Raw genomic sequence first — 21,433 nt, forward strand, 5'->3', positions numbered from 1 at the left:
GGCGTCAGGGCGGGGGGCGAGCGGGCCGATCACGCCGGCCTGCAGGAACTGCAGCAGCAGTGCGGCACCGGGCTCGGCCAGTACGTCCTCGGCCAGCCCGTGCGAGGTGGCCAGCTGCTGCAGGTACGTCTGTCCTTCCAGGCCGGGCCGTTCGCCGATGCTCGCCAGCAGGTGTACCGCCAGCGGGCTGAGCGCGGCGAATCGCACTTCACCGTCGGCTTCGCGGCGGACCAGCAGGCCGGTGGGTTCTGCAAGGGGCTGGGTCGGCGCATCCTCTGCACCGAGACGGTGCACCGGCCATTGGTACAGCAGCGGCCACGCCAGCGGCGAACGCCGCAGCGGCACCCGAAGTGGATCAGTATCGCCAGGCGCAGGAAGCGGTTCGGCCTGCAGCTGGTACAGCGCGGTTTCCACCCACTCGTAGTGGGCCAGTTCGGCCAGCGCCGGGTGCGGCAGCTGCGGCTGCGCCTGCAGCCACTGCACGAACTCGGCGGCCAGTTCGGTGAACAGCGGTGTCTGGCAGCGATGGGTGGCGAAGTAGTGGCGCACCAGGGCGCTCCAGGCCGGTTCGCCAAGCAGGCGCACGCAGACCGGGAAACCGTTGCTCAACAGGCCGAGCAGGTTGTTGAACAGCAGGTGCCGATACACCGCGACCCGGCGTGGCTCCAGTCCGGCCGGTGCGGGTACCGCCTGCGGGTTGCGCAGGTGCGCGGTGAAGGCGTGCTGCTGCGCGCGCAGGGTGTCGGCGGAATCAGCCATGTGCCGCCCCGGCATGTGTGGCCTGCAGGCGGCGGATGGTCTGCAGTTCGCCCTGCAGTTCTGCATACGGCGGGAAATTGAAATCGCGTTCGAGCAGGGTGGGACGCGGGCCGATGCGTGCATAGGTACGCGCCAGCAGCGCCCAGACCGGATCGATCACCGCGCTGCCGTGGGTATCGATCTTCAGGTCGGGTGCCTCGTCCAGGTGCCCGGCCACATGCAGGCAGACGATGCGCCGTGCAGGCAGGCCGGCGATGAAGGCATCGGCATCGTAGCCGTGGTTGCAGGCGTTGACGTAGACATTGTTGACGTCCAGCAGCAGGTCGCAGTCGGCTTCGGCAAGCACGGCATTGGTGAAGGCCAGTTCGTCCATCGCCGGCGCGGGTGCCAGGTAGTAGGACACGTTCTCCACTGCGATGCGACGGCCCAGCAGGTCCTGCACGCGGCTGATGCGCTGCGCGGTATGGCGCACGGCTTCGTCGGTAAAGGGAATCGGCAGCAGGTCGTACAGGTGGCCGTCGTCGCTGCAGTAGCTGAGGTGCTCGCTGTACAGCGGCACGCGGTGCTTTTCGAGGAACCGGCCGACCTGTTCCAGCAGCTGGGTATCCAGCGGTGCACTGCCGCCCAGCGACAGCGACAGGCCGTGGCAGCTCAGCGGATGGCGCTGCGCCAGTTCGGCCAGGGCATCACCGGCCGGGCCGCCGACATGGATCCAGTTCTCCGGTGCGCATTCGAGGAAGTCGAAGTCGCCTTCCGGGGCGTCACGCAGGTCCTGCAGCAGCGCCCGGCGCAGGCCCAACCCGGCGGCCGCCGCACGAAGCGGCGACCGCGGGTGGACGAGGCTGGCGCGGGCGTCAGTGCTTGCCACCGCACTTGCCTTCGCCGCACTTGCCTTCAGCCGACTTCGTGTCGCCGGCCTTGGCCTTGGCGCCCGCTGCGCCGGCAGCCTTGCCCTTGTCGGCACCGCACTTGCCTTCGCCGCTCTTGCCGTCGGCGCCGCACTTGCCTTCGGCGTGCTTGGTCGCGTCAGCGGCCATCTTGTTATCGGCGGCTTTGGCATCGGTGCTGGCCTTGGCCGCCTGGCCGGCCACCAGGTAGCCCTGGGCGAGGTCGCTCATGCTCAGGGCCGAGGCACTGGCGGTCATGCCCAGGCCGGCGGCCAGGGCGGTAGCGGTCAGCAGGGACAGGGTCTTGTTGGAACTGCTCATCGGTCTTACTCCTGGGTGGTGGGCAGGTGCCCGGGGTGAATCGATGGTGCAGCGATCCTACTCAACGAATCCTCGCCAAGAACTCAAATTTTCGTGAGATTTGTTACAGAAGCATCCGGAAGGTCTGCGCCGGGCAAGCACGGCGCCCACAACGCGGGTGGAACACCGCAAAAAAAGAAAGGCCGCTGTCACAGGACAGCGGCCACCTTGGAGTCGACTCCGGTGTTGCAGTGCAGCGTCAGGGCTGGCCGGTGCTGGAGGTCTCGTCGCGCTTTTCACGCGGTGGCAGCGGCTGCTCGCCGTGCACCAGGAACCACACGTTCTCGGCGATGTTGGTGGCGTGATCGCCCACGCGCTCCAGGTTCTTGGCCATGAACAGCAGGTGGGTGCACGGGGTGATGTTGCGCGGGTCTTCCATCATGTAGGTGAGCAGCTCGCGGAACAGCGCGGTGTACTGGGCGTCCAGGCGGGCGTCGTCCTCGCGCAGTGCCAGCGCGGCCTCGGCATCGTTGTCGCGGTAGGCGGCGATGGCACGGCGCACCTGCTGCGCGGCCAGGCGGCCCAGCGCGCGCAGGCCCTGGATCTGCGGCAGCGGCGGCACCTTGCCCAGCGCGATCGAGCGCTTGGCCACGTTCGCTGCATAGTCGCCGATGCGCTCGATGTCGGCCGGGATGCGCAGGCCAGCCAGGATCTCGCGCAGGTCGCGCGCCATCGGCCCACGCAGCGCCAGGCGCATCACGTCGTGGCTGATCTGCTGCTCAAGCGCGTCGATCGCTTCGTCGTTGGCGATGATGCGATGGGCGGCGTTCTCGTCGCGCTTCTCGATCACGTCCATCGCCGCTTCGAGCTGGGCGACGGCCATCTCGCCCATGCGCACGATTTCGGCCACCAGGCGCTGCTGCTCCTCGTCGTAGCTCTTGACGATGTGGTCGTTGGGAAGGTTCATGGTTGTTCCGCTCTGTAGAGTCGAGCCATGCTCGACAGACGTTGTCTGGAGAGTCGAGCCACGCTCGACTGAGGTTTCAGCCGAAGCGACCGGTGATGTAGTCCTCGGTCTGCCGCTGCGACGGCTGCGAGAAGATCACTTCGGTGCGGTCGTGCTCGATCAGGTCGCCCAGGTACATGAAGGCGGTGTAGTCGGACACGCGCGCAGCCTGCTGCATGTTGTGGGTGACGATCACGATCGTGTACTCGTGCTTGAGTTCTTCCACCAGCTGCTCGATGCGGCTGGTCGAGATCGGGTCCAGCGCCGAGGTCGGCTCGTCCAGCAGCAGCACCGACGGGCGCAGGGCGACGGCACGGGCGATGCACAGACGCTGCTGCTGGCCACCGGACAGACCCAGTGCGCTCTGCCCCAGCTTGTCCTTCACTTCGTCCCACAGCGCGCCCTGGCGCAGCGCCTGCTCGACGCGGTCGGCCATATCGGCCTTGCTCAGCTTCTCGTGGTGGCGGATGCCGTAGGCCACGTTCTCGAAAATGGTCATCGGGAACGGCACCGGCTTCTGGAACACCATGCCGACCTTGCTGCGCAGGCGGTTCATCGGGTACTTCGGCGACAGGATGTTCTCGCCGTCCAGCAGCACTTCACCGCGCGCTTCCAGCTTCGGGTACAGCGCATAGATGCGGTTGAAGATGCGCAGCAGGGTCGATTTGCCGCAACCGGAAGGACCGATCAGCGCGGTCACGCGCTTCTCCGGGATTTCCAGGTTGATGCCCTTCAGGGCGTGGAACTTGTCGTAGTAGAAGTCCAGTCCGCGCGCGGCAAGCTTGACCGGAGCCGGGGTGTGCAGGCTCTCGTGCGAGGACGGCACGGCGATGCGCTGCATCGGCACGGCGTTGGAAAGGTCGTTCATGGCGTTATCCACGGAAAGGTCAGTCATGGGAGATACGGTTGCGCAGCAGGATGCCGCGGGCGGCAAGGCTGACCAGCAGCACGAAGACAGTCAGCACCAGGGCACCGGCCCAGGCCAGTACCTGCCAGGATTCATACGGGCTGCCGGCGAACTGGTTCATCACCACCGGCACCGAAGCCATCGGCTGGAAGATGTTGTTGTTCCAGTACTGGTTGCCGAAGGCGGTGAACAGCAGCGGAGCGGTCTCGCCGGAAATGCGGGCCAACGCCAGCAGGATGCCGGTGATGATGCCGGCCGAGGCACTGCGGTACAGCACCTGCACGATCACCTTCCACTGCGGGATGCCCAGCGACAGGGCCGCTTCGCGCATCTGCGAGGGCACCAGGCGCAGCATTTCGTCGGTGGTGCGTACCACCACCGGCAGCACGATGAAGGCCAGCGACAGCGCACCGGCGAATGCCGAGAAGTTGCCCCCGGTCTGCATCACGTACAGCGTGTAGACGAACAGGCCCAGCACGATGGACGGCGCCGACAGCAGGATGTCGTTGACGAAGCGGACCACGGTGCCGGCCTTGCGGGCGTTGCCATACTCGGCCAGCCAGGTACCGGCCAGCACGCCCAGCGGGGTGCCGATGCCGATGGCCAGTGCACACATCACGGCACTGCCGAAGAAGGCGTTGGCGAGGCCGCCGTCCTGCATCGGCGGCGGGGTCATCTTGGTGAACAGATCCCAGTTGATGCCGGCCAGGCCCTTGGCAGCCAGGGTGAACAGGATCCAGCCCAGGAAGAACAGGCCGAACAGGGCGGTGGCGCAGGACGCAGTGATCGCAACGACGTTGCCGATGCGGCGGCGCAGGTACAGCGAATCAGCGGTGGTGGACATCAGTTGCCCTCCTTGCGGGACAGGCGCATCAGCATCAGGCGGGCGATGGCCAGCACCACGAAGGTGACGATGAAGAGGACGAAGCCGAGCAGCAGCAGCGCCGAACGGTAGGTTTCAGTGGCTTCGCCGAAATCATTGGCGATCAGCGCGGCGATGGTGTTGCCCGGTTCCAGCAGCGACGGCGACAGGCGCACGCTGTTGCCGATCACGAAGGCCACCGCCATCGTTTCGCCCAGCGCGCGGCCCAGGCCGAGGAAGATGCCGCCGATGACCGCCGAACGGGTGTAGGGCAGGACGATGTCCCAGCTCACTTCCCACTTGGTGGAGCCCAACGCGTAGGCCGATTCCTTCAGGCGGGTGGGCACGGTCAGGAACACCTCGCGCATCACCGAGGAAATGAACGGAATGACCATGATGGCCAGCACGAAACCGGCGGTGAGCATGCCGATGCCCAGCGGCGGGCCCTGGAACATCGGGCCGATGACCGGCCATTCGCCCAGGGTCTCGTTGAGGAACGGGGTCACGTACTCGGTCATCACCGGCACCAGCACGAACAGGCCCCACATGCCGTAGATGATCGAGGGAATGCCGGCCAGCAGTTCGATGGCGGTACCGACCGGGCCACGCAGCCAGCGCGGCGCGACCTCGGTGAGGAAGAAGGCGATGCCGAAGCTGACCGGCACGGCGATGACCATCGCGATGACAGCGGTGACCAGGGTGCCGTAGATCGGAGCCAGGGCGCCGAACTTGTTTTCGACCGGATTCCAGTCGGCGGAGAAGAAGAAGCTCAGTCCCTGCATCTGCAGGGCATGGCGACCGCCCCACAGCATCGACAGCGCGGCGCAGGCCAAGGCGATCAGTACGAAGATGACGGTGCCGACCAGCACCCATCGGAACAGTTTGTCGTTGCGGGCATCACGCGCATCACGCGTGGACGGGGCGGCTACAGGCTGGGCGATGGCATTCATGGGGACGGCTGGGCCAGGAAGGGGCGGGGCGGCACGGCGTGGAACAAGCGGTGCCCGCGCGGGGCGGGCACCGTCGGGTCCATCACTTCAGGTCGGTCGCCCAGTAGGCCTCGATCTGCTTGACCAGTTCAGCCGGCAGCGGCACGTAGTGCAGCTCGTTGGCCTGGGCCTGGCCGTTCTCGAAGGCCCACTTGAAGAAGGCCAGGGTGTCCTGGTTGCGCTTGGCGTCCTTCGGCTGCTTCTGCATCAGCATGAAGTTGGTTGCGGTGATCGGCCACGCCTGCTCGCCCGGGGCGTTGGTGATGACCAGGTTGAAGTCCTTGGCGCTGGCCCAGTCGGCGCTGGCGGCCGCAGCGGCGAAGGTTTCCGCGCTCGGCTCGACCCAGTTGCCGGCGGCGTTCTGCATGGCGGTATACGGCATGCCGTTCTGCAGGGCATAAGCCAGTTCGACGTAGCCGATCGAGCCCTTGATCTGCTTCACGTAGGACGCAACGCCTTCATTGCCCTTGCCACCGACGCCGTCCGGCCACTGCACCGAGGTGCCTTCACCGACCTTGCTCTTCCACTCCGGGCTGACCTTGGACAGGTAGTTGGAGAAGTTGAAGGTGGTGCCCGAACCATCCGAACGGTGGACCAGGGTGATCTTGCCGTCCGGCAGCTTCACGCCCGGGTTGGCGGCGACGATCGCCGGGTCGTTCCAGGTCTTGACCTTGCCCAGGAAGATGTCGGCCAGCAGGGCGCCGCTCAGGCGCAGCTTGCCGGCTTCCAGGCCTTCGATGTTGACCACCGGCACCACGCCGCCGATGGCCGACGGGAACTGCGCCAGGCCGGCCTGGGCCAGCTCCTCGCTGCTCAGCGGCTTGTCGGACGAACCGAAATCGACGGTGCCGGCCTTGATCTGGGCGATGCCGCCGCCGGAGCCGATCGACTGGTAGTTGATCTTGGCGCCGGTGCTGGCGTTGTAGTCAGCCGACCACTTGGAGACCAGCGGGAAGATGAAGGACGCGCCCGCGCCGGACACTTCGGCGGTCACCTTGGCACCGGCAGCGGCGGGGGCAGCGGCAGCGCCGGCAGCCGGCTGCTGCGCGGCCTGCTTGTCGCCACCGCAGGCCGACAGGCCCAGGGCGATGGCCAGGGAAAGGGCGGCAAGGCCGGCCGAGTGCAGTTTCATGGTCACTCCATAGCGGGGAAGAGCCGACGTGGTCGGCGGATGCGGCTATGAAATGATGTTTTTGTTACAGCCGTATTACGACCATGACAGAGGTGTCCTGGATCACGTTCTGACAAGGGTTTCACAGGGTTGGCGCCGATCCGGCCGGGGCCCGGAAACCCCGGATCTGCGCACTGATATGACGGCGGGTTGGTCCTTGCAGCGTCAATGCGCGACAGCTCCCTGCCCACGGTAGGTGCGGACCGTTGGTCCGCATGCTCCAGAGCGCAGCCGAGCGTCGGCTCGGCTCTACAGAGGCAGGTGCATCCCCGAAAACAAGAAGAGCGCGAGATCTCGAGGATCTCGCGCCCGGGTGGGAGCGGCGGGGAGAGAGGACCCGCCGCCCCCGTTCCTGCGGGGGAACGCGCTTACTTCAGGTTCTGCGACCAGTAGGTCTCGATCTGGCGCACCAGGCTGTCCGGCAGCGGCACGTAGTCCAGCTGGCGGGCCTGGGCGTCGCCGTTCTTGTAGACCCAGCGGAAGAACTCCTGGGTCGCCTTGCCATTGGCAGCATTCTTCGGCGTCTTCTGCACCAGGATGAAGTTGGTGGCGGTGATCGGCCAGGACTCGGCGCCCGGCGCATTGGTCATCACCAGGTAGAAGTCGCGGGCGTTGGCCCAGTCGGCGCTGGCAGCGGCGGCAGCGAACGAGGTGTCGCTCGGCTGCACGAACTTGCCGGCGGCATTCTTCATCGCGGTGTAGGAGAGCTTGTTCTGCAGCGCGTAGGACAGTTCGACATAGCCGATGCCGCCCTTGATCTGCTTCACGTAGGCGGCAACACCTTCGTTGCCCTTGCCGCCGATGCCGGCCGGCCACTGCACCGAGGTGCCTTCACCGACCGAGCTCTTCCACTCCGGGCTGACCTTGGACAGGTAGTTGACGAAGTTGAAGGTGGTACCCGAGCCGTCCGAACGATGCACGACGGTGACCTTGGCGTTCGGCAGGGCTACGCCCGGGTTCAATGCGGCGATGGCCGGGTCGTTCCAGGTCTTGATCTTGCCCAGGAAGATGTTGGCCAGCACGGCGCCGTCCAGCTTCAGGGCGCCCGGGGCGATGCCGGCCACGTTGACCACCGGCACCACGCCACCGATCACCGACGGGAACTGCGCCAGGCCTGCAGCAGCCAGGTCTTCCGGCTTCAGCGGCGCATCGGAAGAGCCGAAATCAACGGTCTTGGCCTTGATCTGGGCAATGCCGCCGCCGGAACCGATGGACTGGTAGTTGACCTTGTTGCCGGTTGCGGCGCTGTAGTCGGCCGACCACTTGGACATGACCGGGTAGATGAACGATGCGCCCGCGCCGGTGATGTCGGCGGCGTTGGCGGCGAACACGGACGATGCAGCCAGGATGGCGACAGCGGCGCGCGATTTGAAGGCGTGGATCACGGGGAGACTCCTGGGGTGGTGGTCGAAGGGCGGTTGCCCGACGTTTCGGTGCACATTCCATAACGGTTGCGTGACACGTCCGCGTCTGTCATATGACGCGGGCGTGACACGCGTCATGAGGGATGTCGCGTCCGCTGTGCCGGCAGGACGGCACGGGTATCGCTGCAACGACGAAGGCACGGCCGGGGCCGTGCCTTCGCGGTTCAACGCAGGTGGCTGGGCTTACCAGAAGAACTGCGCGCGGGCTTCCAGGATGTTGGGATCGTCGTTGACGAAACCGCGCGCCGTGGAGCTGTACTTCTTGCTGTCGACCATCACGTAGTTGAGCATCAGCTTGAAGTTGGAACGCAGGTACCAGTTGGCGCCCACGGTCCAGATGTCCATCTTGCCGCCCAGCACGCCATCGACGATCGGCGGGCGACCGGCGACCGGATTGGCGGCGAGGTTGCCGTCATTGAGGTCCATGTGGTCGTAGCGCACGCCCAGCTGCCACTGGCCGCCGGCCGGGTTGTTCGGCAGGCCGGTGCCCGGAGTGCCGCCCTTGTAGCTCCAGGTCTCGCCGGTGACGTTCCACACGCCGCTGATGTAGTAGCCGTCGCTGGAGTAGTTGTCGTGGTCGTAGCGCTTGGCCTTGCTGGTGTAGTACTCGGCCTGGGCCTTGAAGGGACCCTGGAAGTACATCGCTTCGGCACCGATGGTGCTGACGCGGTCGGTGTCGGTCAGGTTGCCGCTGTCAACCAGGCGGGCAGTGGCGAGGTCGGCATTCGGACGCGCACGCACGCGCAGGGTGTCGGCGTCGGCGTCGTAGTTGACGTAGCTCAGACCGAAGTGCAGGACCTGGCCCTTTTCATTGATCGGGGCCCAGGTGCCACGCGCGCCGTAGCCGCTGCCGTGGGCCAGGTTGCGGGTCAGCTCGCGGCCGAAGGCGCTGGCGGTCACCGACCAGTTGTCCTGGCCGTAGCTGTACGCGCCGCCCAGGCGGCGGGCGATGGCATAGGTATTGGTGACCGCTGCCTTGGAAATGAAATCGTTGTTCTTGGTGCTGGACAGTTCTTCCAGGCTGTTGGGCTGCTTGAACTGGCCCAGCTGCAGGAAGTGGTTGGCGTTGCCCAGCAGCTTGTACTTCACGTTGGTGTCGAGGAACTTGTCGGCCTTGGCGTCATAGCCGACCACCCACTCCACGTTGCCCGGGCCCTTGCCCTTCAGCACCAGCTCGGCGCGACGCAGTTCGAATTCGCTGTTCTTGCCGTTGCCGGCGTCGCCACCGTTGAGGTCGACCACATCGTTGTGGAACCAGTTGCCGTCGGCCTGGACCAGGCCTTCGAAGGTGATTTCCGAACCGCCGATCACGTCGATGGCGACTTCGGCGTGTGCAGCCGGCACATACAGCGCAGCAGCCACGGCCACCGTCAGGAGTTGGTGATGCAGTTTCATGGAGAGGAGCCTTGCAGGCAGGTGGGAAGATGCGCGCAGGCTAGAAGGTAAAGATTGCGTAAATGTGACAGTTCACGCGCGGCAGACATCCGCCGCAGGCCCCGTCACGGCAGGGCCTGCCATTGAAACCGCTTGCGTATGACGCCCGGATTGCGACCCGGTTGCAGTAGAGCCACGCCCTGCGTGGATGCTGCCGTCACTCGGCCGTGGTCTTTTCCTTGAACCGGCACAGGTCGGCGATCACGCAGCCCGGGCAATCCGGCTTGCGCGCCTTGCACACATAACGTCCGTGCAGGATCAGCCAGTGATGCGCGTCGAGCAGGAACTCGGCCGGGATCACCTTCACCAGCTTGTCTTCCACTTCGCGCACGTTCCTGCCCGGCGCCAGTCCTGTGCGGTTGGCGACGCGGAAGATATGCGTGTCCACCGCCATCACCGGCTCGCCGAACGCGGTGTTGAGCACCACGTTGGCGGTCTTGCGCCCGACACCCGGCAGCGCTTCCAGCGCTTCGCGATCGCGCGGCACTTCACCGCCATGCTTCTCCAGCAGGATCGAGCAGGTGGCGATCACGTTCTTTGCCTTGGCGTTGAACAGCCCGATGGTGGCGATGTACTGCTTCAAGCCATCCTCGCCGAGCGCAAGGATCTTCGCCGGCGTGTTGGCGACCGGGAACAGGCGGCGCGTGGCCTTGTTGACGCCGACGTCGGTGGCCTGCGCCGACAACGCCACCGCCACCAGCAGCTCGAACGGCGAGCTGTACTCCAGTTCGGTCTTCGGGTGCGGGTTGAGTTCGCGCAGGCGGGTGAACATCTCCACCACGTCGGCGCGTGGCATCGTGCCGCCACGCCGCGCCGGGGCGCGTGCGGTCTTTTTCGTGGTGGCCATTACTGTTCCTTGCCACTGGCGCGGGCCTTGGCCCGGGCCAGAATCGCGGCTGCCGCAGCGGGCAGGGCGGGCTTCACGTCCGGGGCTGGTGCCGGAGTGCGACGTGCATCGCGCTCGGCCTCGCGGCGGGCCAGGCGCACCGCACGGGCACGGTAGCGTTCGCGTGCAGCCCAGGCCGCGCGCAGTTGCTGCTGGGCCTGGCACAGGCGTTGCGGAAGGTCGGGGTGGTCAGGCAGCAACCGGTCGTCGCCGGCACGGACGATGTAGTCCATCAGCCCGGCCTGCAGGGCACCATCGAGATCGTCTGCCTGGACCCGGGCGAACAACTGCGCGGGGTTGGGTCGGGATGCCATGGCGTCAGCGGTTCTGGAAGGCCGGCGCGCGGCGTTGCAGGAAGGCGCTGGTGCCTTCGCGCATGTCCTCGGTGGCGAACAGCAGGCCGAACTGCGCACTTTCGTATTCCAGCCCGGCCTCCAGGCTGCATTCGCCGCCCACGTGCACCGCGTCGAGCAGGCCACGCAGGGCCAGCGGGGCCGAGCGTGCCAGCTGGCGGGCGACGTCCTGCACCCGGTTGTCCAGCGCGTCGGCCGGCACGACTTCGTTGACGATGCCCAGTTCCAGCGCACGCGCGGCGTTGATCGGCGCCCCCAGCAGGCACAGCTCCAGGGTGGCGGCGCGGCCGCACAGGCGCAGCAGGCGCTGGCTGCCGCCGAAGCCGGGGATCAGGCCGAGGTTGATTTCCGGTTGGCCGAGCTTGGCGGTATCTGCGGCGATGCGCAGGTGGCAGGCCATCGCCAGTTCCAGGCCACCGCCCAGTGCGAAACCATTCACGCGTGCGATGACCGGTTTGGGCATGCGTTCGATCTGGCGCATCAGGGCCTGGCCCAGCAGCGAGAAATCACGTCCCTGAACGGCGCTGAGAGTGTTCATTTCCGCGATGTCGGCACCGGCCACGAACGCCTTGGGGCCCGCCCCGGTCAATATCATGACGCGCACCTCCGGATCGGCGGCGGCGTCGCTGAAGGCATCGGCCAGGGCCTGCAGGGTCGCGGCGTTGAGGGCATTGAGCTTGTCCGGGCGCTGGACGGTCACGGTGCGGATGGCGCCGTCGTCAGCGACAGCGATCAGGGCATCGGCCACGGGGAAACTCCTGGAACGTTAAAAAAAAGTGATATTGAACTCTGGAAACGCAGACGGGTCATAGCCTGCATCGTGAGTAGCGGTTACACGTTGCGCCCGTTATCCTAACCCGTCGCCTCAGGGCGGCGCAGAACGTCCCTGAGTTACCACCCCTGGAGAACTGTTTGATGAAGTTGCGTTCTATCGCGGTCGCCGTCGCGGCCCTGGCCCTGACGGGCAATGCCTTCGCCCAGGACGTCTCGTCCGAAAAGGGCAAGCTGAGCTACTACTTCGGTTACGACTACGGCAACAACCTGGCGGAGCTGACCGGTCGTGGTGAGCAGCTGGACATCAACTCGGTGGTGAAGGGCCTGCAGGATGCCTACGCCAAGAAGCAGCCGGCGATCACCGCCGAGCAGCTGAAGCCGGCCGTTGAAGCGTTCCAGAAGCGCGAGCAGGGCCGTGCCCAGGCCGCCAAGGCCGAGTACGAAAAGGCGGCTGCCGAAAACAAGACCAAGAGCGACCAGTTCATCGCGGCGAACAAGGCCAAGGCCGGTGTGCAGTCCCTGCCGAGCGGCGTCCAGTACCGCGTGATCGAGGCCGGCAAGGGTGCCAAGCCGACCCAGGCCAGCACTGTGCAGCTGGAAGTGGCCGGTCCGTTCCCGTACGGCCAGCGCCCGACCGAAGCCCGCCCGGCCCAGCAGATCCCGTCGATCAAGGTCAGCGAAGTCGAAATGAAGGCCATGCGCGAGACCCTGCTGCAGATGCCGGCAGGCTCGAAGTGGGAAGTCACCCTGCCGCCGGACCAGGCCTACGGTGCCGATCCGCGCACCCCGTTCCCGCCGAACGTGGCTGTGCAGTTCGAGATCAAGCTGGTCAGCGTCAAGTAAATCGAAGCAGCAAACGAAACGCGCCGGTGATTCCACCGGCGCGTTTTTGTTTGCGCAGTCCCTGACGGTAGAGTCGACTGTCAGTCGACTGTTTTTGGGTCACATCGGGGAAACGCCCGCGCTGCGCGCGCGAGTCGACTGACAGTCGACTCTACCGTCCGGCTGGGCCACCCGCGCAAATTCAGCCCGATCGCGCTACTGTTGGCGGGTGCAAACAATGGAAGAAACGGCGCGTGTTGTCGCAAGTCCCTGCATCGGAGTGTGCACGCTGGATCCGCACCGGCGATGCGCCGGCTGCGGGCGGCATATCGATGAGATCGCGCGGTGGTCGTCGATGAGCAACGAGGAACGCAGCCGCATCCTGCATCGCGTGCAGCCCCTGCGGCAACAACTGCAGCAGTCCCTGCGCGGTTCGCTGACCGACCACGAACGACTGATGCGCGCGCTGCACCCCTTGGCCCAACCACCTGCGGGCGACGGCTGGAACCGCAGTGAGCTGGTCGACCTGCTGCCGCCCGGGCCTCCAGTGGAGGCTGCGGTGCTGGCCGGCATCGTGCCGCGCGCCAACGGCGCACAGGTGATCCTCACCCGTCGCACCGAAACACTGCGCACCCATGGTGGCCAGGTCGGATTCCCCGGTGGCCGCACCGAACCCGATGACCGCGACGCGCTGGCGGCCGCGCTGCGCGAGAGCCAGGAAGAAATCGCATTGGCGCCCGGCCAGGTGCAGGCGCTGGGGTATCTCGATCCCTTCGTCACCATCACCGGCTACCGCGTCACGCCGGTGGTGGCGGTGGTCGATCCGGAGTTCGTGCCTGTGCCGCAGCCCAGTGAAGTAGCCGAGGTATTCGAGGTGCCACTGGATTACCTGATGGCGCCTGACAGCCTGCGCCAGGTCGAAATCAACCATCGCGGCCGGGTACGCCACGTGCTTGAGTATGGCTGGCCGGGCCAGCGCATCTGGGGGGCGACCGCCGCCATTCTCTACAACCTGCGTCGCCGCCTGGAGCAAGTGCAATGAAGCTGATCGATCCGCCGTGGACCACCCTGGTCGATGTCGCCACCCTGGCTGCCGCGTTGGGCGAAGGCATCCGCGTGGTCGACGCACGCGCCACTGCCAGCACTGCGGTGCGGGTGGTCGATGCGCGCTCCTCGCTGGCCGACCCGCAGGCGGGAAGCAGCCAGTATCTGGCAGGTCATATCCCGGGTGCGGTGTATGCCGATCTGAATCGTGACCTGTCTGATCTGTCGCGCGTCGGCCATGGTCGCCATCCACTGCCGGACAGCGATGCCTTTGCTGCGAAGCTGGGGCAGTGGGGCATCGGCCCCGACACCCAGGTGGTGGTCTACGATGGCAGCGACGGCAGCATGGCCGCCTCGCGCCTGTGGTGGCTGCTGCGCCTGATCGGTCACAGCAGGGTGGCCGTACTCGACGGCGGCATCGCCGCCTGGCAGGCCGCCGGTCACACGTTGGAAAGCGGCCAGGCTGAAGTGACAGCGCTGCCTGCCTACCCGGGCCGCTTCGACACCATCCAGATCGCCAACGCCGATGAAATCACCGCGCGGCTGAAGCATGCGCCGGGCTGGCTGGTCGACGCGCGGGCGGGTGAGCGTTTCCGTGGTGAAGTGGAGCCGCTGGACCCGGTGGCCGGGCATGTGCCGGGCGCGGTCAACCGCCCGTTCGCATTGAACGTACTCGACGGCCGCCTGCGCGACGCACAGGAGCTGCGCGCCGAACTGCAGGGCGTGATCGGCAACCGCGATCCGCAGCAGGTGGTGCTGATGTGCGGTTCCGGCGTGACCGCCTGCCATCTGCTGCTGGCGATGGAAAGCGCGGGCCTGAGCGGCGCGCGCATCTACGCCGATTCCTGGAGCGGCTGGGTGAGCGACAGCAGCCGCCCGGTGGCGACCGGCGCCTGAGCCGCGCGGGGTCGGATCCGTTTTCCAACGGAAAGCGGCTCTGACCCCATCAACCGAAAATCGGGGTCAGAGCCCGTTGCGCAGCAACGGGATCCGACCCCGTGTCGATTCGAAGGATCGCGGAGAACTGTCGAAGGCGGGGTGGGTCCGGTTGCGGGGGTGTCCGCGGCATGGATGCCGCGGCCAAGCCGCCATGGGTGAGGGCGCTTTGCTTGCGAAGCACTGCTTCGCAAGCGCCCGAACGCACAGCCGCCAGCGGCTGGGCCGGCCTGGGGCTTTACGGCGTCCCCCGCAATCGGATCCACCCCGCCATCCCCCGGAATGCCAGCTCTTGACGTTGACGTTGCCTCTGCGGGTGCAGGGCGCAGCCCTGCCGCTTACCCAACCGGCTGCAGTGGCACCTTGGCCAGGATCCGCGCCCACGGGAACAGCGGCCCCGGATCGCGCTTGCGCGCCACCGTCAGCGCCGCATCGTCGCTGGCCGGCACCTGCTCCAGGTCCAGCTGGTCATGCCCGGCAATCCGCCGCAGCGACGGATAGTGCGCCACCAGCGCTTGCAGCAGGCCTTCCAGCGCCTGCAGCTGTGCCTCGGTGTAGGGCTCGTCCATCGCCTGGTGGCGGCTGTCGAACCAGTCCGGATAGCGCCCGCGGTTGACCAGCTCGATGCCCAGCGTATGCGCGTTCATGCCGCGCACGTGATGGGCCACGCGTTCCGGCGCCACGTACTGCACCACGCTGCCATCGCGGTCGATGTAGAAGTGCCCGCTGTTGCCGGCGCCGCTGTCGTACAGCACGCGCTCGCCGTACTCGCGGGCCATCGCCAGATCGGGCAGCTCGGTGCAGTGGATCACCACCATTTCCAGCGAGGCGGGATCCCGCAGCGGCAGTCGGTCGTGATAGGGCAGGGGCTGCAGCTGCAGGCCGGGCAGGAGCGGGTTGGGCATCCGGCGATGCTAGCATTGCGGCATGAACCTGCCTTCCCTTTCCTCGTCGGCCCGCGCCCACGGAGCACGCGCATGAGCCGCGGCCACTGCATCCTCTCCCATGGCTTCGAGAGCGGCCCGGAGGCGACCAAGGTCACCGCGCTGGCCGAGGTGGCGCAACGCCTGGGCTGGACCCACGAGCGCCCCGACTACACCGACCTGGACGCGATGAGCGAGGTCAGCCGGGTGGGCGACGTGCCGACCCGCCTGCGCCGTCTGGTTGAACGCGCCGCCATCGCCGCCCGTCAGGGGCCGGTGGTGCTGGCCGGCTCCAGCCTGGGCGCCTACATCTCCGCCATCGCCTCGCTGCAGGTGCCGGTAGCCGGCCTGTTCCTGATGGTGCCGCCGACCACCATGGGCCCGATGCCGGCGCTGGACGCCGCTGCGGTGCCGACCACGGTGGTGCAGGCCTGGCATGACGATGTGGTACCGGCTGCCGGCGTGATTGCCTGGGCGCAGGCGCGTTCGGCGCAGTTGCTGCTGGTTGACGATGGCCACCGCCTGGAGCGCCACGTGGAGGCCTCCGCGCAGGCCTTCGAGCGCCTGCTGCGGCATCTGTGAAGCCAGGGCGCACGGCGCGCCCGCCCGCATTGACTACAATGGCAGCCCCGCCGCCCCCTGCGCGGGCCTGCCGGCCGTGCCTACGGCCCTCCTTTCCGACCGGCCCGGCCCCTGTGCCGCGCCCGACCACCTGCGAACCGATCCCGTGAAATTCTTCGTCTCCTGCGCCAAGGGCCTGGAATACCTGCTTGCCGATGAACTGTCGGCCCTGGGCCTTGGCAAGGCCACCGCCACCATTGCCGGCGTCAACGCCGACGGCGAACTGGCGCAGGCGCTGCGGATCGTGATGTGGTCGCGCCTGGCCAGCCGGGTGCTGTGGCCGATCGACGAGTTCGACTGCCCGGACGAGCAGGCCCTGTATGACGGCGTGCGTGCACTGCCGTGGCACGAGCACATCTCGCCGGAGATGACCCTGGCGGTGGATGCGCACGTGTCCGGCGACAAGATCACCCATGCACGCTTTGCCGCGCAGCGGATCAAGGATGCGATCGTCGACCGCATGCGCGACGAAGGCCTGGAGCGGCCCTCGGTCAATACCGATCTGCCCGACGTGCGCGTCAACCTCTCGCTGCGCAAGGGCCGCGCCTCGCTGTCGATCGACCTCGGCGGTGGCCCGCTGCATCGCCGCGGCTGGCGCGGTGCCGCCCACGAGGCGCCGCTGAAGGAAAACCTGGCCGCCGCGCTGCTGCTGCGCGCGCAATGGCCGCGCCTGCATGCCGCCGGCGGTGGGCTGCTGGACCCGATGTGTGGCAGCGGCACGCTGCTGATCGAAGGCGCGCTGATGGCCGCCGACGTTGCCCCAGGCCTGATGCGGCATGGCAGCCTGCCGCCGAGCCGTTGGCTGGGCTTCGACAAGGTGGCCTGGAAGTCCATCCAGAGCGAAGCACGTGAGCGCGAAGCGGCCGGCCTGGCCGCGCTGAAGCCGGTCATCCACGGCAGCGACATCGACCCGGCTGCGATCCAGGCGGCCCGCGAGAATGCCGAGGTCGCCGGCGTCGCCCACGCGATCCGTTTCACCCGCGCCGATGTCGCCGACCTGGCCGCGCCGGAACAGGAGATCGGTGCGGTGGTCTGCAACCCGCCGTACGACGAGCGCCTGGCCGCCGATCCAGCGTTGTATCGTGCACTGGGCAATGCCTTGCAGAAGGCGGTGCCGCAGTGGCGCGCCAGCCTGCTGTGTGGCAATGACGAACTGGCCTTTGCCACCGGCCTGCGCGCCAGCAAGAAGTACCAGATGTTCAACGGTGCGCTGGAATGCGCGCTGATCGTCTGCGATCCGATCGCTGTTCCGGGCCGTGATCCGGCACAGCCCCGCGAGCTGAGCGAAGGCGCGCAGATGGTGGCCAACCGCCTGCGCAAGAACCTGAAGAAGTTCAAGAGCTGGCGTGCCCGCGAGGACATCACCTGTTTCCGCGCCTACGACGCCGACCTGCCGGAGTACGCGGCGGCCATCGACGTCTACGAGGAAGAGGGGGGCAGGCGGCGTACCTTCCTGCATGTGCAGGAATATGCGGCACCGGCGGCGATTCCTGAGAACGACGTGCGCCGCCGCCGCAATGAGCTGCTGGCCGCCGCGCGCGAAGTATTCGGCGTGCCGCCGGAGCAGGTGTCGATGAAATCGCGCGAGCGCGGCAAGGGCGGCAGCAAGTACGGCCGCTTCGAGCAGCGCGACGAGTTCATCGTGGTGCGAGAGAACAACGCGCTGCTGCAGGTGAACCTGTTCGACTACCTCGATACCGGCCTGTTCCTTGACCACCGCCCGCTGCGCCGGATGATGGCCGAGCAGGTGCGTGGCAAGCGTTTCCTGAACCTGTTCTGCTACACCGGCGTGGCCAGCGTGCAGGCCGCCGTGGCGGGTGCCGCCAGCACGACCAGTGTCGACCTGTCGGCTACCTACCTGCAATGGTGCTACGACAACCTGGCGTTGAACGGACAGGGGGCAACCAGCACCTGCTGGTCCAGGCCGACGCGATGGCGTGGCTGGAAGGCGACCGTGGCCAGTACGACGTGATCTTCTGTGACCCGCCGACTTTCTCCAACTCCGCACGCGCCGATGACTTCGACGTGCAGCGCGAACAACTGAAGCTGCTGCGTGCGGCGGTGGCGCGGCTGGCACCGGGTGGCGTGCTGTACTTCTCCAACAACTTCCGCCGCTTCAAGCTGGAAGAGAACGCCATCGCCGAGTTCGCCCAGTGCCGCGAGATCACCGCACGCACGATTGGTCCGGATTTCGAGCGCAACGCGCGCATCCACCGCGCGTGGGAACTGAAGCGGTTGGGGTAAGCCCGGTAGTGCCGGCCGCTGGCCGGCAACTGCGTCAGAACCGTGGAAGGTCCGCGGGATGCCGGCCAGCGGCAGGCATTACCGCGTCTGGTCCGTAGATCCACGCCATGCGTGGATCGGCCTAAAGCACCAACAATCGCCCCGGCGCATGGGCCAGGGGCCAATGGCCCTGTTCGTACAGCGCAAGCACAGGCTCCCAGTGTGCCGGCAGGCCGAGATGCATCTCCAGCAGGCGTTGCCGGAAGGCGAACATCGCCCCATCGCGCGCCACCAGCTGCAGGTCATGTGCACCACAGCGCAGTGCCGGCAGATCCAGTGCCGAAAGCGCGCGCATCAACGTGCGGTTGAGTTCGCGTCGGGCGTCGGCGAGTTCGGCTGGATGGGGCAGGGCGCCGTGAAACGGATCCGAATCGCCCAGTGTGGTGGGCATCCATTCGAAACCATCGGTATCGATGGTCCGCAGTGCTTCGGCCAGCGACCGAACGGCGACGACGCCGGCCGCTATGGGCAGTGTTTCACCCAACCGGGAAAAAAAGCCGATTCCAGACATCCGCTGCAGCATGCTATCCATACGGGCATTGTAGATCCACGCCATGCGAGGATGCCGCTGTCCCCGTCCTGCGGCTACAGCAATTCCAGCACCAACCCCAGCACCGGCAGCGCGATCGCCAGCGGCGCAATCCATGTTGGACGATACGGGTACAACCCGAACGACAGCGTCACGCCGGCCAGGGTCATTGCCCCCAGCCATAGCACCGGGCCCATCGCCCAGCCGTGGTCGGCCACGCACAGTGCGAACGCCGCCGCCAGCAGCGCCCAGCCCAGCACCCGCCACTGCATCCGCCGTGCGGGTGCGGCCGCGGCCTTGCCATGCAGGTCGTGCTGGTGCTTTTCCATCGACAGCGACAGCGCGGTGAACGCAGAGAACGACAGCGCCAGTGCCAGCAGCATCATGCGCTGGCCTCCGCTTCGGCCGCTTCCGCAGTGTTCACCGATGCCTTCGGTGCAGCCGCAGCGGCCGCACGTTTCTTCTTCTCGGCCGCACTCAGCGGTGGCGTCCAGCGCTGCATGCGCCAGCCGCACAGCGCCAGCATCGCGCCGAACGCGATCATCGAAAGATCGACGCCGGCCAGTACCCAGTCGCCGCTGCGCAGTGTGACCCCGAGGTGGGCATGGGTGGTCACTGCATTGACCACCGGCACCAGTGCGAACGCGGCCGCACCCAGATAGAGCTGCCACGCCCACATCATCCGCTTCGGCCAGATGAAGGCGGCCAGCAGCGCGCCGCCCCAGGCGTAGAAGAACACGTTGGCCTCGGCACTGGAGCGCTCGGCGATCTGCAGCGGCAGCAGGCGGTTGCCCCAGAAGTACGCCGCGAAGGCGATCGGCAGGCCGGCCACGGTGCCGATGTTCAGCGCATCGACCAGGCGCAGGCCGAATCCGGTACGCCCGTTCTTGGCATGCCTGGGACGCTCCTTCACCGCCCACAGCACCACGCCGCTGGCGACCATCAGGCAGCCGACCAGGCCGGACAGGAAGAACAGTGCGCGCAGGCCCCAGTCGGCGAAGCGCGCCAGGTGCAGGCCATACAGCACGCCACGGGTGGCGGTGGCGCCGCCGGACGGCGGCGTCTCTTCCAGCAGCGCACCGTTGACCATGTTGTAGCGCAGCGCCGGGGTGTCGGTGGACAAACGCCTGCCGTCGCGTTGGCGGATGTCGATCACCGCATTGGCAGCGCCCGGGTTGGACACGGTGAAGCCGGCCACTTCCACGCCGTGCCAGTGTGCACGCGCGCTGTCCAGCAGCTGTGCGATCGGCAGCGGCGTGGCGCGGCCCTGTGCCGGCGCGGTCACCTCTGGCATGCCGCCGAAGGCTTCGCTGAAGAACTTGTCCTCGTCCTGCGGGTAGGCAACTTTCACCCCCCACGGCAGGTACATGATCATCAGAGTGACGATGCCGGTGTAGGTGATCATCGCGTGGTACGGCAGGGCCATCACCGCGCTGACGTTGTGGAAATCCAGCCAGGACCGCAGGCCCTTGTCCTTGCGGAAGGTGAAGAAGTCCTTGAAGATTTTCTTGTGGGTGATGACGCCGGTGATGATCGCCACCAGCATGAACATCGCGCAGAAACCGACCAGGTAGCGCGCCCAGTACACCGGGATGTAGTGCAGGTCGAAGTGCAGGCGGTAGAAGAAGTCGCCGCCACGGGTCTCGCGCGCCTTCAATGCCTGGCCGGTGTTCGGGTCGAGCGTGGCGTCGCCGAAGCCACCGCGACGGCCACGACTGGGGTCAGCCAGTTCCGGTGGCAGCCGCCAGAACAGCTGCATGGCCGGGTTGCGCGGCTGCGGCAGGGTGACGAACCAGTTCTCGGCGTGGCTCGCATTGGCCTGCAGGTAGGCCACCGCGCGCTGCGCGGCCACGTCGATGCTGACGTTGCTGGACGGCAGCTCCGGGCGCATCCAGCGACTGATTTCCTCGCGGTAGTAGCTGGCCGTGCCGGCCATGAAGATCAGCAGCAGCAACCAGCCGACCAGCAGGCCCGTCCAGGTATGCAGCCAGGCCATCGACTGGCGGAATCCGTTCTTCATGCCCAGGCGCCCAACAGGCGTGCGACCGCCGCCATCAGCAGGGCGGGGGCGAGGATGCCGACCCAGGCCCGCAGTGCACTGCGGGTGGCAAAGGCCCACAGCGCCGCGCAGGCAGCCACCACAATGGCCAGCAGCATGCCGGTCAGCACGGTCTGGCCGCGCGCGCCGGGCAACGCCACCGCGCAGAACACGCTGGTCATCGAGGCCAGCGCATAGCCGCCGAAAATCGCGGCCAAAGCGCGTGACAGCACGCCCCAGCGCGGGCTGGAGAACAAGGTGCGGGGGCTGGCGGGTGTGGGCGAGCGGTCCACGGCGTTCCTGAAGGTAGGAGAAGGGATGGAACGCGTCCGCGGCCCCCTTGCGCCCTGCGCATGTCGCCCAGCGTGTCCCATCGACGAAGCACTGCCCGCGCAGACGGGCAGCCCAGAAGTCGGGGCAGTACACGGGCGATGGGCACGTTTTTGGTGCCCGTTTGGCTAAGCGTACAACCGATCAGCAAATGA

General features: G+C 67.0%; 21 protein-coding genes and 2 pseudogenes. 5 read left to right on the forward strand and 18 right to left on the reverse strand.

Features of this window, described 5'->3' with window-relative positions; all coding sequences use genetic code 11:
• Positions 1–6 precede the first annotated feature (6 nt).
• From DL544_RS07030 to DL544_RS07090, 13 genes and pseudogenes are all read right to left on the reverse strand, one after another.
• Positions 7–759 (reverse strand): annotated as a pseudogene (locus DL544_RS07030) (HvfC family RiPP maturation protein); the annotation flags it as partial.
• The gene (locus DL544_RS07035; RefSeq protein WP_012479633.1) at positions 752–1,627 is read right to left on the reverse strand and encodes an HvfB family MNIO-type RiPP peptide maturase; all 876 of its coding nucleotides are present in this window, start codon (positions 1,625–1,627) and stop codon (positions 752–754) included. The gene DL544_RS07035 and the pseudogene DL544_RS07030, both read right to left, overlap by 8 nt.
• The gene (locus DL544_RS07040) at positions 1,614–1,967 is read right to left on the reverse strand and encodes a hypothetical protein (protein WP_005415892.1); all 354 of its coding nucleotides are present in this window, start codon (positions 1,965–1,967) and stop codon (positions 1,614–1,616) included. The genes DL544_RS07035 and DL544_RS07040 overlap by 14 nt, the downstream gene beginning before the upstream one ends.
• Before the next feature lie 238 nt (positions 1,968–2,205).
• Positions 2,206–2,913 carry a phosphate signaling complex protein PhoU gene (phoU, locus tag DL544_RS07045; RefSeq protein WP_005415893.1) on the reverse strand — a complete coding sequence of 236 codons (708 nt, stop codon included), beginning with the start codon at positions 2,911–2,913 and terminating at the stop codon, positions 2,206–2,208.
• Between the two features lie 76 nt (positions 2,914–2,989).
• A complete protein-coding gene (gene pstB, locus DL544_RS07050) occupies positions 2,990–3,820 on the reverse strand; it encodes a phosphate ABC transporter ATP-binding protein PstB (protein WP_049411272.1) in 831 nt (276 codons plus the stop codon).
• A gap of 19 nt (positions 3,821–3,839) precedes the next feature.
• Positions 3,840–4,703 (reverse strand): phosphate ABC transporter permease PstA, encoded by an 864-nt coding sequence (pstA, locus tag DL544_RS07055; protein WP_005415894.1) that lies wholly within the window; start codon positions 4,701–4,703, stop codon positions 3,840–3,842.
• On the reverse strand, positions 4,703–5,671 hold the full coding sequence (pstC, locus tag DL544_RS07060) for a phosphate ABC transporter permease subunit PstC (RefSeq protein WP_139726939.1): 969 nt from the start codon (positions 5,669–5,671) through the stop codon (positions 4,703–4,705). Before pstC ends, pstA begins: the two co-directional genes overlap by 1 nt.
• Positions 5,672–5,753: 82 nt before the next feature.
• Complete coding sequence (gene pstS / locus DL544_RS07065; protein ID WP_005415896.1) at positions 5,754–6,842, reverse strand: phosphate ABC transporter substrate-binding protein PstS; 1,089 nt, start codon at positions 6,840–6,842, stop codon at positions 5,754–5,756.
• Positions 6,843–7,249: 407 nt separating this feature from the next.
• Complete coding sequence (gene pstS / locus DL544_RS07070) at positions 7,250–8,266, reverse strand: phosphate ABC transporter substrate-binding protein PstS (protein ID WP_065177412.1); 1,017 nt, start codon at positions 8,264–8,266, stop codon at positions 7,250–7,252.
• Between the two features lie 222 nt (positions 8,267–8,488).
• A complete protein-coding gene (locus tag DL544_RS07075) occupies positions 8,489–9,700 on the reverse strand; it encodes an OprO/OprP family phosphate-selective porin (RefSeq protein ID WP_065186086.1) in 1,212 nt (403 codons plus the stop codon).
• Between the two features lie 196 nt (positions 9,701–9,896).
• A complete protein-coding gene (gene nth, locus DL544_RS07080; protein WP_139726940.1) occupies positions 9,897–10,586 on the reverse strand; it encodes an endonuclease III in 690 nt (229 codons plus the stop codon).
• Complete coding sequence (locus DL544_RS07085) at positions 10,586–10,939, reverse strand: hypothetical protein (protein WP_005415900.1); 354 nt, start codon at positions 10,937–10,939, stop codon at positions 10,586–10,588. The genes nth and DL544_RS07085 overlap by 1 nt, the downstream gene beginning before the upstream one ends.
• A 4-nt stretch (positions 10,940–10,943) precedes the next feature.
• A complete protein-coding gene (locus DL544_RS07090; RefSeq protein ID WP_111202185.1) occupies positions 10,944–11,726 on the reverse strand; it encodes an enoyl-CoA hydratase-related protein in 783 nt (260 codons plus the stop codon).
• A gap of 167 nt (positions 11,727–11,893) precedes the next feature.
• Between DL544_RS07090 and DL544_RS07095 the strand changes: the two genes are divergently transcribed.
• The 3 genes from DL544_RS07095 (at position 11,894) to DL544_RS07105 (ending at position 14,515) form a co-directional block, all read left to right on the forward strand.
• Complete coding sequence (locus DL544_RS07095; RefSeq protein WP_005408797.1) at positions 11,894–12,595, forward strand: FKBP-type peptidyl-prolyl cis-trans isomerase N-terminal domain-containing protein; 702 nt, start codon at positions 11,894–11,896, stop codon at positions 12,593–12,595.
• 217 nt (positions 12,596–12,812) lie between these two features.
• Positions 12,813–13,616 carry a CoA pyrophosphatase gene (locus DL544_RS07100; protein WP_111202184.1) on the forward strand — a complete coding sequence of 268 codons (804 nt, stop codon included), beginning with the start codon at positions 12,813–12,815 and terminating at the stop codon, positions 13,614–13,616.
• Complete coding sequence (locus tag DL544_RS07105) at positions 13,613–14,515, forward strand: sulfurtransferase (protein ID WP_065186089.1); 903 nt, start codon at positions 13,613–13,615, stop codon at positions 14,513–14,515. The genes DL544_RS07100 and DL544_RS07105 overlap by 4 nt, the downstream gene beginning before the upstream one ends.
• Before the next feature lie 377 nt (positions 14,516–14,892).
• Here the strand turns inward: DL544_RS07105 and DL544_RS07110 are convergent, their stop codons facing one another.
• The gene (locus DL544_RS07110; RefSeq protein ID WP_053498686.1) at positions 14,893–15,459 is read right to left on the reverse strand and encodes an N-acetylmuramoyl-L-alanine amidase; all 567 of its coding nucleotides are present in this window, start codon (positions 15,457–15,459) and stop codon (positions 14,893–14,895) included.
• 72 nt (positions 15,460–15,531) lie between these two features.
• Between DL544_RS07110 and DL544_RS07115 the strand changes: the two genes are divergently transcribed.
• The gene (locus DL544_RS07115; RefSeq protein ID WP_065186090.1) at positions 15,532–16,059 is read left to right on the forward strand and encodes an alpha/beta hydrolase; all 528 of its coding nucleotides are present in this window, start codon (positions 15,532–15,534) and stop codon (positions 16,057–16,059) included.
• A 145-nt stretch (positions 16,060–16,204) separates the two neighbouring features.
• Positions 16,205–18,342: pseudogene (rlmKL, locus tag DL544_RS07120) on the forward strand (bifunctional 23S rRNA (guanine(2069)-N(7))-methyltransferase RlmK/23S rRNA (guanine(2445)-N(2))-methyltransferase RlmL).
• A 121-nt stretch (positions 18,343–18,463) separates the two neighbouring features.
• Here rlmKL and DL544_RS07125 read toward each other — a convergent pair.
• From DL544_RS07125 to DL544_RS07140, 4 genes are read right to left on the reverse strand one after another with little or no spacing between them, the layout of a single operon-like run.
• Positions 18,464–18,937: a hypothetical protein gene (locus DL544_RS07125; protein WP_065186092.1), complete on the reverse strand. Its 474-nt coding sequence runs from the start codon at positions 18,935–18,937 to the stop codon at positions 18,464–18,466.
• A 29-nt stretch (positions 18,938–18,966) separates the two neighbouring features.
• Positions 18,967–19,296 carry a DUF3325 domain-containing protein gene (locus DL544_RS07130; RefSeq protein WP_005415908.1) on the reverse strand — a complete coding sequence of 110 codons (330 nt, stop codon included), beginning with the start codon at positions 19,294–19,296 and terminating at the stop codon, positions 18,967–18,969.
• The gene (locus DL544_RS07135) at positions 19,293–20,930 is read right to left on the reverse strand and encodes a PepSY-associated TM helix domain-containing protein (RefSeq protein ID WP_139726941.1); all 1,638 of its coding nucleotides are present in this window, start codon (positions 20,928–20,930) and stop codon (positions 19,293–19,295) included. Before DL544_RS07135 ends, DL544_RS07130 begins: the two co-directional genes overlap by 4 nt.
• Positions 20,927–21,241, reverse strand: a complete 315-nt coding sequence (locus DL544_RS07140) for a DUF3649 domain-containing protein (RefSeq protein ID WP_005415910.1) — start codon at positions 21,239–21,241, stop codon at positions 20,927–20,929. The genes DL544_RS07135 and DL544_RS07140 overlap by 4 nt, the downstream gene beginning before the upstream one ends.
• Positions 21,242–21,433 lie beyond the last annotated feature (192 nt).

The sequence above is a fragment of the Stenotrophomonas sp. pho genome, from assembly GCF_006228405.1.
Taxonomy (GTDB): domain Bacteria; phylum Pseudomonadota; class Gammaproteobacteria; order Xanthomonadales; family Xanthomonadaceae; genus Stenotrophomonas; species Stenotrophomonas sepilia.

What these genes read in the sequence shown, in the direction of transcription:
- DL544_RS07040 (WP_005415892.1), bottom strand. Translation starts at nt 1,967, where the DNA reads ATGAGCAGTTCCAACAAGACCCTGTCCCTGCTGACCGCTACCGCCCTG.
- phoU (WP_005415893.1), bottom strand. Translation starts at nt 2,913, where the DNA reads ATGAACCTTCCCAACGACCACATCGTCAAGAGCTACGACGAGGAGCAG.
- pstB (WP_049411272.1), bottom strand. Translation starts at nt 3,820, where the DNA reads ATGAACGACCTTTCCAACGCCGTGCCGATGCAGCGCATCGCCGTGCCG.
- pstA (WP_005415894.1), bottom strand. Translation starts at nt 4,703, where the DNA reads ATGTCCACCACCGCTGATTCGCTGTACCTGCGCCGCCGCATCGGCAAC.
- pstC (WP_139726939.1), bottom strand. Translation starts at nt 5,671, where the DNA reads ATGAATGCCATCGCCCAGCCTGTAGCCGCCCCGTCCACGCGTGATGCG.
- pstS (WP_005415896.1), bottom strand. Translation starts at nt 6,842, where the DNA reads ATGAAACTGCACTCGGCCGGCCTTGCCGCCCTTTCCCTGGCCATCGCC.
- DL544_RS07075 (WP_065186086.1), bottom strand. Translation starts at nt 9,700, where the DNA reads ATGAAACTGCATCACCAACTCCTGACGGTGGCCGTGGCTGCTGCGCTG.
- nth (WP_139726940.1), bottom strand. Translation starts at nt 10,586, where the DNA reads ATGGCCACCACGAAAAAGACCGCACGCGCCCCGGCGCGGCGTGGCGGC.
- DL544_RS07085 (WP_005415900.1), bottom strand. Translation starts at nt 10,939, where the DNA reads ATGGCATCCCGACCCAACCCCGCGCAGTTGTTCGCCCGGGTCCAGGCA.
- DL544_RS07095 (WP_005408797.1), top strand. Translation starts at nt 11,894, where the DNA reads ATGAAGTTGCGTTCTATCGCGGTCGCCGTCGCGGCCCTGGCCCTGACG.
- DL544_RS07100 (WP_111202184.1), top strand. Translation starts at nt 12,813, where the DNA reads ATGGAAGAAACGGCGCGTGTTGTCGCAAGTCCCTGCATCGGAGTGTGC.
- DL544_RS07105 (WP_065186089.1), top strand. Translation starts at nt 13,613, where the DNA reads ATGAAGCTGATCGATCCGCCGTGGACCACCCTGGTCGATGTCGCCACC.
- DL544_RS07110 (WP_053498686.1), bottom strand. Translation starts at nt 15,459, where the DNA reads ATGCCCAACCCGCTCCTGCCCGGCCTGCAGCTGCAGCCCCTGCCCTAT.
- DL544_RS07115 (WP_065186090.1), top strand. Translation starts at nt 15,532, where the DNA reads ATGAGCCGCGGCCACTGCATCCTCTCCCATGGCTTCGAGAGCGGCCCG.
- DL544_RS07125 (WP_065186092.1), bottom strand. Translation starts at nt 18,937, where the DNA reads ATGGCGTGGATCTACAATGCCCGTATGGATAGCATGCTGCAGCGGATG.
- DL544_RS07130 (WP_005415908.1), bottom strand. Translation starts at nt 19,296, where the DNA reads ATGATGCTGCTGGCACTGGCGCTGTCGTTCTCTGCGTTCACCGCGCTG.
- DL544_RS07135 (WP_139726941.1), bottom strand. Translation starts at nt 20,930, where the DNA reads ATGAAGAACGGATTCCGCCAGTCGATGGCCTGGCTGCATACCTGGACG.